Genomic DNA, 9,765 nt, shown 5'->3' on the forward strand with positions numbered 1-9,765 from the left:
CGGGGGTGGGCGCCACGCGGCAGCGTGTGCCCGGCCTGCTGTGCCTTCGTAACGGGAAGTGCCTATGAGACATCGCGATTCGAGCTCGGCGACGGAGGCCGAACTACGCTGGCGGCCCGCCGCCCTGGTCTACATGCTCGCGGTGGTGGGCGGGATCGCGCTCGCCGCGGCGGTGATCCTGGGCCGCTGGCAGCTGGTGGTATTCGCCGCGCCCATGCTCGGCGTGCTGGCGAGCGCGCCGATCCAGTTGGCACGTACCAAGATTCAGGTCGACGGCGGAGGCGTGCTGCGCTGCTTCGAGGGCGAGGAGGTGGTGCTGTCCGCGGCGGCCTTCGTCGAGGACGGTCATGCCCTGCTGCGCTGCAAACCCGAACAACTCGACGGTATGGAACTGCGGGTGGAGAAGTCGGTGGATTCCGGCACCGCGCCGGCCGGGCTGCGGATGGCGCTGTCGGCCGCGCGCTGGGGGCGCTATCCCGTGCGGATCCGGGTGACTGCGCTGAGTCCGGCGGGCCTGGCCACCGCGGCGGTGAGCCTGCCCGCCGGGCAGGTGTACGTGTATCCGGTCGCCGACCCGCAGCCGATGCGGCTGCCGCGCACCGAATATCCCGAACGGATCGGCACCCATCTGACGCGCCGGCACGGGCCCGGAGTGGAATACGCCGACATTCGCGCGTATACGCCCGGTGATCAGTTGCGCACGGTGAACTGGTCGGTCAGCGCGCGGCGCGGGCGGCTGCACGTCACCGAGCGGCTCACCAACCGCGCCGCGGATGTGGTTGTGCTGCTGGATCATTCGCTACAGGCTCCGGGCCCGGCGGCGGATTCGCTGGAGTTGTCGGTGCGTGGGGCCGCGCAGGTCGCCCAGAGCGCGCTGCAGGCGGGCGACCGGACCGCGGTGGTGTGCCTGGGGCAGTCGCCGCGCTGGTTGCGGGCCGATATCGGGCGCCGGCAGTTCTACCGCATCGTGGACACCGTGCTCGACGTGGGCGAGGAGCATATGTCCACCTCCGGCTCGCTGGCCCCGCACGCGGCGGTGCCGCTCGGCGCGATCGTGGTGGCGTTCTCGACGTTGCTGGACACCGAATTCGCCTTGGCGCTGATCGATCTGCGCAAGCGCGGACATGTCGTGGTGGTCGTGGATGTGTTGCGCGGCACGCCGTTTCGCGACGAGCTGGATCCGACGATGGCGCGGATGTGGCAGTTGGAGCGGATGGCGATGTACCGCGACATGGGCACGGTCGGGGTGGATATCGTGGCCTGGTCCGAGGGAACCCGGCTGGATCAGGTGATGCGGTTGATCCCGGACCGCCGACGACTGGTGCGGGTGCGGCGATGACCAGATTCCTCGCGGTGCTGTCCGGTCTGCTGCTGATCACGGCGGTGGGGATCGTCATGCCCTGGCTCGCGATCCCGGCCGCGGCGCTGGTGGTCGCGGGATGGTGGTTGCGGATCTGCGCGGTGGGTGCGGTTCTGGTCGCGCTCGGCGCGCTGGCCTGGGCCGATTCCGGCGCCCTCGCCGCGGCCGCGACGGGACTGGTGGCCACCACCTATCTGCTCAATACGGCCACGGTGTCCGCGCCGGTCGGAGTGGTTCCGACGACGTTGCCGTCGGTGGCGGGAGCGGTCTGTTTCGCCGCCGTGGCGGTCCTGGCGACCGAGGTTCCCGCCCGGCTGGAATGGGTCCCGCTGGCCGCGCCGGTACTGGCGGTGCTGGTGTTCGCGCTGGTGATCCGGGGTGTCGCCGCACGGGCGGATGACTGACCGCTATCGCTCGTGCGGCGGTGATTACCCCTTCCTGCCTGCGGTGATGCTGGGCACAATTATGTAGAGGTAACTACTACAGCTTGTAGTCTGGATGCATGTGGATCATTCCCGTTGTCGCCGTTGTCTGCGCTGCCGCGATCGGCGGCCTGTTCTCGACCGGCTTCCCGAAGGACTGAATTCGCGCTCGGCGCTGAATTCTGCCCGCGCGCGATCCGCGATAGCCTGACCGCGACGTCGTTCATGCTGTCGCCGAAGGGAAGCCGATGATCGACCGCGCGGATGCCTACTTGGAAGCGGCTCGTGCCGTGCCGGTACTGCTCGCCGATCCGGCGATCGCGGCGGCGTGGGAGGGGCCGAGTGCCTTGGCGGAGTTCAGCGTTCGCGGGCTGGCCGGACATCTGGCGTCGCAGATCTCGCACGTATCGCGGGTGCTGGAGGCCGGCGCTTCGGAGCTGGAGCCGGTTGGCGCTCTCGAATTCTTCAGCCGCGCGGCCGCTTTCGGTGTCGATGTCGACCACGAGGCCAATGTCCGTATCCGGCGATTCGGTGAGGCGGCAGCGGCCGACGGCGCGCGGGCGTTGATCGAGCGGATCGAGGCGGCCCTGCCGGATCAGCACACCGCGCTGTCGCACGCACCCGCGGACCAGGTCATCTCCTTCCTGGGTATTCCATTGCTGCTCAACGACTTCCTGCTGACTCGCCTGGTCGAGATCGTGGTCCACACCGATGATCTGGCGGTGAGCATCGGCATCGAGACGCCCTCGTTCCCGCCCCGGATCTTCGAGCCCGTACTCGACCTGCTCACCCGCTCGGCCGTCGCCCGGCACGGTCAACCCGCCGTGCTGCGCGCCCTCACCCGCGCCGAGCGTGCCCCCGAAACCATCACCGCATTCTGAGCACGGCCGAGCGCACGCCGCCGACGCCGGATCCGCGGTTGTCGTCGTGCGGGATCTGTGGTTGCCGGTGTCGCTGGACCGTCCGGCCGCTCCCGATCTGTTGACGCGAATCTTTCTCGCGATGGAGATGTGACCGTCGAGGACGGGCTCATTGATCCCGGGAGACGCTGAGCGGCAGCTGGTTCCGGCTCGACCGGTGACAGGGCGGTGGATGGAGTCCGCCGCCCCGGCGGGACGAAGGTCGCAGCGGGATGAGGGGACCGCTGCGCGCCTCCTCCGGCGCCGGGGCGGCGGAGTCGGGTGATTCTAGGACGTGAAGGTCAGTCGGACGTCGCTGAGAACCGGAGCCTCGTCCCGTTCCACCACCGTGGCCGCGATGACGAGCTCATTGCTTTCCAACCACATTCGGGACCGGATTGTTTCCCCGGGGTAGAGCACACCGGCGAATCGCGCGCGGAATCCGGTGATTCGGCTGGTGTCCGAATCCAGCACGGCGTCCGCGGCGGTCTTGCAGACCAGGCCGTAGCTGCACAGTCCGTGCAGGATCGGATTGGGAAAGCCTGCGGCGCGGGCGAATTCGGGATCCGAATGCAGCGGGTTGCGGTCGCCGCACATGCGGTAGAGCAGGGCCTGCTGCGGCAGGGTGGGCGTGGTCACATTGAAATCCGGTGCCCGGTCCGGCAATTCGATCTTGCTGCTCGGCCCGCGCTCGCCGCCGAAGCCGCCCTCGCCCTTGGCGAAGATGGACGACTTGGCCGTCCACAGCAATTCGCCGTCCGAACCGGTGACCACGGTTTCGTGCGCGACCACCGCCGCCGAACCCTTGTCCCACACCTCGGTGATGTGCCCGGTGCTGGACGCCTTGCCCGCGGCCGGAATCGGCCGGTGCACGACCACCTCCTGACTGGCGTGCACCACCTTGGCCAGGTCGATCTCCACGCCCGGGAAACTCACCCGCGGCGGTTCGGTGACCCGCATGGTCGGCGCGACCGTCGCGAACGTCGGCAGTACCTGCGGGGCCCGGTCGTCCAGATAACGCAGCTCGCCCGGATCGGTCCAGCGCGCGCCCGCGCCCAGACCCAGGTGGTAGAGCTGCACATCCGAGGGCGTCCAGGCGAACTCTTGCGGTGTGAGGGCCGCTCCCAGTGCAACTTTCGGATCAATCGGCATGTAGTTCTCCTAGCTGATCGTGGCCGCGTTGTCGATGGCGCTACTTGCTCACCGCGCCGGCGGCGGGCTTCACCCGCTCGGTGATGTCCTTGATCGCGAGATAGCCGAAGGTGATCGCGGGGCCGATGGTCGCGCCCGGACCGGCGTAGGTGTGGCCCATCACCGGGGCCGAGCAGTTGCCCGAGGCGTACAGCCCGTCGATGACGGTCCCGTCCTCGCGCAGCACCCGTCCGGAAGTGTCGGTGACCAGCCCGCCCTTGGTGCCCAGATCGCCGGGCACCATCTTGGCGGCGTAGTACGGGCCCTGGACCAGGGCGGCCAGGCTCGGATTCGGTTTGACGGTCGGATCGCCGTAGTAGCGGTCGTACGCGCTGTCGCCGCGGCCGAAATCCTCGTCCTTGCCCTTCTCGGCGAAGGAGTTGAACCGTTCGACCGTCTCGATGAGTGCCTGTTCGGGAACGCCGATCTTGGCGGCCAGTTCCGCGAGGGTGTCGGCCTTGACGATCAGATCGTTTTCCATCCAGCGGGACGGAATCCGCTGGCCCGGCTGCAAACCGGCGAAAATGTAGCGATTGCGGTACCGCTGATCGAACACCAGCCAGGCGGGCACATGCTCGCCCGGCCCCTCGCCCTGCCCGTATTTGCCGCCGTACATCGTGTGCACGGCCTCGACGTAAGGAGCGGACTCGTTTCCGAAACGCTTACCCGCCGCGTCGACCATGATGCTGCCCGGCAGATTTCGCTCCGCGAGCGCGAACCACGGTTTACCGCCCTTGAACAGGGTCGGCCCCCACCACGAGTCCTCCATGACGTCGATATCCGCGCCCGCGGCCATGCCCGCGACGATTCCGTCGCCGGTATTTCCGGCCGCACCTGTTGTCCATTCGGTACCGATGGGCTCACGCTGGTACTTGTGGCGCATTTGCTCGTTGTGCTCGAAGCCGCCGGAGCCGAGGACGACGCCGTACCGCGCGCGGAAGGTGACGGCCTGGCCGTCCTGAGTCGCCTCGACGCCGACCACGCGCCCGTCCTCGACGACCAGGCCGGTCATCGGGGTGTTCAGCAGCAGCGGCACATTCGCGTCCATCAGGCCCTTGCGCATGGCGGCGATCAGTGCCTGGCCCATGCCGAGCAGATGCTTACCGGTCCACTTGGCCAGGTAGGTGCGCGCGCCGACCCGCATGGCGGTCAGCATGCCGCGCGGATGACGCCTGATCAGGTTCAGCTTGACGAAGTCGGCCTGGGTGACCACGACGTTCAGCGGAGCCTTCGCGTACGGCGGCTCCAGCTTGAACCGCTCATCGCCGAGGATCTTGGCGTTGAAGGGCTTGGGTTCACAGGAACGTCCCGAGGAGCGGCCGCCGGGAGCCTCCGGGTAGTAGTCGGAGTAGTTCGGCACCCACCGCATCTTCAGCGGCGTGTGGTCCAGCACGAAGTCGAACGCCTCCGCGCCGCGGTCGATATAGGTGTCGATCCGCTCGGCCGGTGCGCCGTCGCCGATGATCGCGTGCAGATAGGTGCGCGCGTCCTCGCGGTCGTCCGGGCGGCCCGAGGCCCGCAACGCCTTGTTGCCCGGGACCCAGACACCGCCTCCGCTGCGCGCGGTGTTCCCGCCGTAGTGCGCGGCCTTCTCGATGAGCACCACGCGCAGGCCGTGGTGCGCCGCGGCGAGAGCGGCCGTCATACCGGCGGCGCCGCTGCCGACCACCACCACGTCGTATTCCCGATCAGTCATGTAGAACACGTTATAGAATCGGCCTACGTTTGGTCTATATTGGTCTGGCAGAAGGTACTGCTGGGGCAGGTTTCCGCAGGAAAACTCGTTTCAGTTTCTGTCTCGGCCACCCGACCGGGCCCCCAGTGGAAGGAAGTAGCGTGCTGTCCGACGCGGTACGGAGGGAACTGGCTGCGGAGCTCGCGGCCGCCGAGCGTGACCGGGTGCCGATCGACCCGCTGGTCGCCCGGTATCCCGAGATCGACGTGGTCGATTCCTACGAGATCCAGTTGGTCAACATCCGTGCTCGCCTGGCTGCCGGTGCGAAGGTCGTCGGCCACAAGGTCGGCCTGTCGTCCGAGGCGATGCAGAAGATGATGGGCGTGGACGAGCCGGACTACGGCCATCTGCTCGGTGAGATGGAAGTGTTCGAGAACACACCGGTGGACACCTCGAAGTATCTCTTTCCGAGGGTCGAGGTCGAGGTCGGATTCGTGCTGGGTGCGGATCTGCCGGGTGCGGACTGCACCGAGGCCGACGTACTGGCCGCAACGGTCGCCTACGCCCCCTCGATCGAGCTGATCGACACCCGGATCAAGGACTGGAAGATCGCCCTGTGCGACACCATCGCCGACAACGCCTCGTCGGCGGGCTGGGTGCTCGGACCGGAGCGAGTCGCGCCGAATGCCTTGGATATCAAGAAGATCGACGCGCGCCTGACCCGCAACGGCGAGTCGATCGCCGAGGGACGCAGCGATGCGGTCCTGGGCGACCCGACGATCGCGGTGGCCTGGCTGGCGCGCAAGGTCGCCTCGTTCGGCGTGCGGCTGAAGGCCGGCGACATCGTGCTGCCCGGTTCGTGCACGCGCGCGATCGATGCCCGTCCGGGCGATGACTTCCATGCCGAGTTCGACGGACTCGGTTCTGTACGTTTGCGTTTCAGCTGAGGAGGCTCGAGTGAGCGAGAACGGGAATGCCGGGAAGAAGGTTTCGGCCGCGATCGTCGGGTCCGGCAACATCAGCACCGACCTGCTGTACAAACTGCTGCGTTCGGACCGGATCGAACCGCGTTGGATGATCGGAATCGACCCGGACAGTGAGGGTTTGAAGCGCGCGGCCGGGCTGGGCCTGGAAACCTCGCACGAGGGCGCGGACTGGCTGCTGGGTCTGCCGGAGAAGCCGGACATGCTGTTCGAGGCGACCTCGGCCTACGTGCATCGCGAGTACGCGCCGAAGTACGCCGAGGCGGGCATCCGCGCGATCGATCTGACTCCGGCCGCGGTGGGCCCGGCGGTGGTGCCGCCGGTGAACCTGGACGCGAATCTGGACACCCCGAACGTGAACATGATCACTTGCGGTGGGCAGGCGACGATTCCGATCGTCGCGGCCGTCTCCCGGGTGGTCGAGGTGCCCTACGCGGAGATCGTCGCATCGGTGTCCTCGGTGTCGGCCGGGCCCGGAACCCGGGCGAACATAGACGAATTCACCAAGACCACCTCCAAGGGCGTGGAGACCATCGGCGGGGCGAAGCGGGGTAAGGCGATCATCATCCTGAACCCGGCCGAGCCGCCGATGATCATGCGCGACACCATCTTCGCCGCGATACCCGAGGACGCCGACACCGCCGCGATCGCCGAATCGATCCACCGGATGGTCGCGGACATTCAGCAGTACGTGCCGGGATACCGGTTGCTCAACGAGCCGCAGTTCGACGAGCCGAGCGTGATTTCCGGTGGGATGGCGAAGGTTTCGGTGTTCGTGGAGGTCGAGGGCGCGGGTGATTTCCTGCCGCCGTACGCGGGCAACCTGGACATCATGACCGCCGCCGCGACGCGCGTCGGCGAGGTCGTCGCCGATCAGATCCTCTCGGCCCGGGTGTAGAAGGGAGCACCACCATGAATTACGTGAAGCAGCCCTATTCGCAGGAGCTGGACGTTCGCGTCACCGATACCTCGCTGCGGGACGGATCGCACCACAAGCGTCATCAGTTCACCGCGACCGAGGTGCGCGATATCGTTGCGGCCCTGGATAACTCGGGCATCCCGGTGATCGAGGTGACGCACGGCGACGGCCTCGGCGGCTCCTCGTTCAACTACGGATTCTCCAAGACCCCCGAGCAGGAACTGGTCACGATCGCGGCGCAGACCGCGAAGCGGGCCAAGATCGCGGTCCTCATGCTGCCCGGTGTCGGGGTGAAGGAGGACATCAAGATCTCGCAGGACAACGGCGCATCGATCGTGCGCATCGCGACGCACTGCACCGAGGCGGACGTATCGATCCAGCACTTCGGCTACGCGCGGGATCTGGGCCTGGAGACGGTCGGATTCCTGATGATGTCGCATTCGCAGCCGCCGGAGGTGCTGGCCAAGCAGGCGCGGATCATGGCCGACGCCGGCTGCCAGTGTGTGTACGTCGTCGACTCGGCGGGCGCGCTGGTGCTGGACCAGGTGTCCGATCGCATCTCCGCGCTGGTCGCCGAACTGGGTGACGACGCGCAGGTCGGGTTCCACGGGCACGAGAATCTCGATCTGGCCGTGGCGAACTCGATCTACGCGGTGCGCGCGGGCGCGAAGCAGATCGACGGGAGCGCGCGGCGGTTCGGTGCGGGCGCGGGGAACACTCCGGTGGAGGCGTTCATCGGGGTGGCCGACAAGATCGGCATCAAGACCGGGATCGACTTCTTCGCGATCGCCGATGCGGCCGAGGATGTGGTGCGTCCGGCCATGCCGCAGGAGTGCCTGCTGGATCGCCAGGCCCTGATGATGGGCTACGCGGGCGTGTACTCGAGCTTCCTCAAGCACGCCGAGCGCCAAGCCGAGCGGTACGGCGTCTCCGCGGCGGAGATGCTGGTGCGCGCGGGTAAGCGCAAGCTGGTCGGCGGGCAGGAGGACCAGCTGATCGACATCGCGCTGGAATTGCAGCGCGAGCAGGCCGTCACCGCCTGACCGCAGTCGCTCGCAGGGGCCGTGGACGGATCACCGTCCGCGGCCCCTGCGTCGTTCTTGTAACAGGTGTCAGTTTTCTTTCTGTTGTAACGAGTTGCGGCCCCCGGGCGATGTGGGGATAGGCCGTACCGGACGTTCCCGGAAATGGTGGGCGGTTCGGCATGCGCTCAGTGAGAGGTTTCGAATTAACTCTAGAAAAATCCGATAAAAAGGTTATGATTGCCAAGGCCGCTTGGAATGCTCCGAGTTGGCTAACGGCTGGTCATCGGCCCGGTGCGGTAGGTCATCGGTATTGCCGGTAATACAGCCAACTTTCGGCTAATACTCGGTTGGTCGAAGGTGAAAACGAAGGGCCCGATCCATGACGAGGGGATCGGGCCCTTCTGTATTGTCTGGCGCAATGTCACAGGAGACTAATGCGGGCAGAATGTACGCCGGGCAGCCCGTAGAAGACCGGCAGCGACAACGACGTGCGCGTTTTCTGGAGTCCGGATTGACGGTGTTCGCCAGAGACGGGTACGCAAATAGCTCGGTCGGCGCGATCTGCAAAGACGCCGGCCTCTCCTCGCGACAGTTCTACGAGGAGTTCACCGGTCGCGAATCGCTGCTACTCGAGCTCTACGAACAGATCGATCGGCAATCCCGGGACGCGGTCGCCGCCGCATTGGCCGCACATGCCGATCGGCCCGCGGTCGAGGTCATCGACGCGTGCGTGCGCGCCTATATCGAGGCCGTCGGCCGCGATCCGCGCAAGGCCCGCGTGGCATTGGTCGAAGTGGTGGGCGCGGGACCGAAGGTGGAGAAGTTCCGCCTCGAATTGCGCCGCGCCTGGGGCTCGCTGCTGGCCGGCGCCGCCGAAGACGCAGCGCTGCACGGGGAAATCCCGACCGGCGACTACGAGATGCGTGTGCTGGCGATCATCGGCGCGGTCAACTACGTCGTCGACGCCTGGAGCGGCACCGACCCCCGCCCCAGCCTGGACGACATCATCCGGGTGCTGCGCCGCATCATCATCGGCGCGGTAGGCGCTTGAGCTGGATTTTTGGTCTCCGCTTCGCTCCGACGGGTTTTCGGCGCGCTTCAGGGTTCGTCGTTCAGCCCTCGCGACTCGGCTGTGTCCTTGGCCTCCGCTTCGCTCCGGCTGTTTTCGGCGCTGTAAGGCTCGTCGTTCAGCCCTCGAGACTCGGCCTTCGGCCATGCGCTTCGAGGGCTGAACGACGAGCCCGCGCCGAAAACCTTGGGGTTGGTGTTGCTGAACCTATCGCTTCGCGGG

General features: G+C 67.1%; 10 protein-coding genes. 7 read left to right on the top strand and 3 right to left on the bottom strand.

The genetic code is table 11. The features are described from left to right. Positions 1-64: 64 nt before the first annotated feature. From AC5WS7_RS38335 to AC5WS7_RS38345, 3 genes are all read left to right on the top strand, one after another. Complete coding sequence (locus AC5WS7_RS38335) at positions 65-1,339, top strand: DUF58 domain-containing protein (protein ID WP_495959551.1); 1,275 nt, start codon at positions 65-67, stop codon at positions 1,337-1,339. Further along, positions 1,336-1,764 (top strand): hypothetical protein, encoded by a 429-nt coding sequence (locus AC5WS7_RS38340; RefSeq protein ID WP_495959552.1) that lies wholly within the window; start codon positions 1,336-1,338, stop codon positions 1,762-1,764. Before AC5WS7_RS38335 ends, AC5WS7_RS38340 begins: the two co-directional genes overlap by 4 nt. Before the next feature lie 266 nt (positions 1,765-2,030). Next, entirely contained in the window at positions 2,031-2,663 is a 633-nt protein-coding gene (locus AC5WS7_RS38345) for a maleylpyruvate isomerase N-terminal domain-containing protein (RefSeq protein ID WP_495959553.1), read from the top strand. A gap of 306 nt (positions 2,664-2,969) precedes the next feature. Here the strand turns inward: AC5WS7_RS38345 and AC5WS7_RS38350 are convergent, their stop codons facing one another. Together AC5WS7_RS38350 and kstD are read right to left on the bottom strand one after the other, a co-directional pair. Further along, positions 2,970-3,833, bottom strand: a complete 864-nt coding sequence (locus tag AC5WS7_RS38350; RefSeq protein ID WP_495959554.1) for a MaoC/PaaZ C-terminal domain-containing protein — start codon at positions 3,831-3,833, stop codon at positions 2,970-2,972. Positions 3,834-3,873: 40 nt separating this feature from the next. Beyond that, positions 3,874-5,568 (bottom strand): 3-oxosteroid 1-dehydrogenase, encoded by a 1,695-nt coding sequence (gene kstD, locus AC5WS7_RS38355; RefSeq protein WP_495959555.1) that lies wholly within the window; start codon positions 5,566-5,568, stop codon positions 3,874-3,876. A gap of 140 nt (positions 5,569-5,708) precedes the next feature. Between kstD and AC5WS7_RS38360 the strand changes: the two genes are divergently transcribed. The 4 genes from AC5WS7_RS38360 (at position 5,709) to AC5WS7_RS38375 (ending at position 9,525) form a co-directional block, all read left to right on the top strand. After that, complete coding sequence (locus AC5WS7_RS38360; RefSeq protein WP_495959556.1) at positions 5,709-6,494, top strand: 2-keto-4-pentenoate hydratase; 786 nt, start codon at positions 5,709-5,711, stop codon at positions 6,492-6,494. Positions 6,495-6,504: 10 nt separating this feature from the next. Further along, on the top strand, positions 6,505-7,428 hold the full coding sequence (locus tag AC5WS7_RS38365; RefSeq protein WP_495959557.1) for an acetaldehyde dehydrogenase (acetylating): 924 nt from the start codon (positions 6,505-6,507) through the stop codon (positions 7,426-7,428). Positions 7,429-7,442: 14 nt separating this feature from the next. Beyond that, positions 7,443-8,492, top strand: a complete 1,050-nt coding sequence (gene dmpG, locus AC5WS7_RS38370; RefSeq protein WP_495959558.1) for a 4-hydroxy-2-oxovalerate aldolase — start codon at positions 7,443-7,445, stop codon at positions 8,490-8,492. Positions 8,493-8,892: 400 nt separating this feature from the next. Next, complete coding sequence (locus AC5WS7_RS38375) at positions 8,893-9,525, top strand: TetR/AcrR family transcriptional regulator (RefSeq protein WP_495959559.1); 633 nt, start codon at positions 8,893-8,895, stop codon at positions 9,523-9,525. Positions 9,526-9,572: 47 nt separating this feature from the next. Here AC5WS7_RS38375 and AC5WS7_RS38380 read toward each other — a convergent pair. Further along, positions 9,573-9,765, bottom strand: a 193-nt coding sequence (locus AC5WS7_RS38380; RefSeq protein ID WP_495959560.1) for a hypothetical protein, incomplete at its 5' end; no start/stop codon positions are given.

This window comes from Nocardia sp. PLKS1-43 (assembly GCF_059510335.1).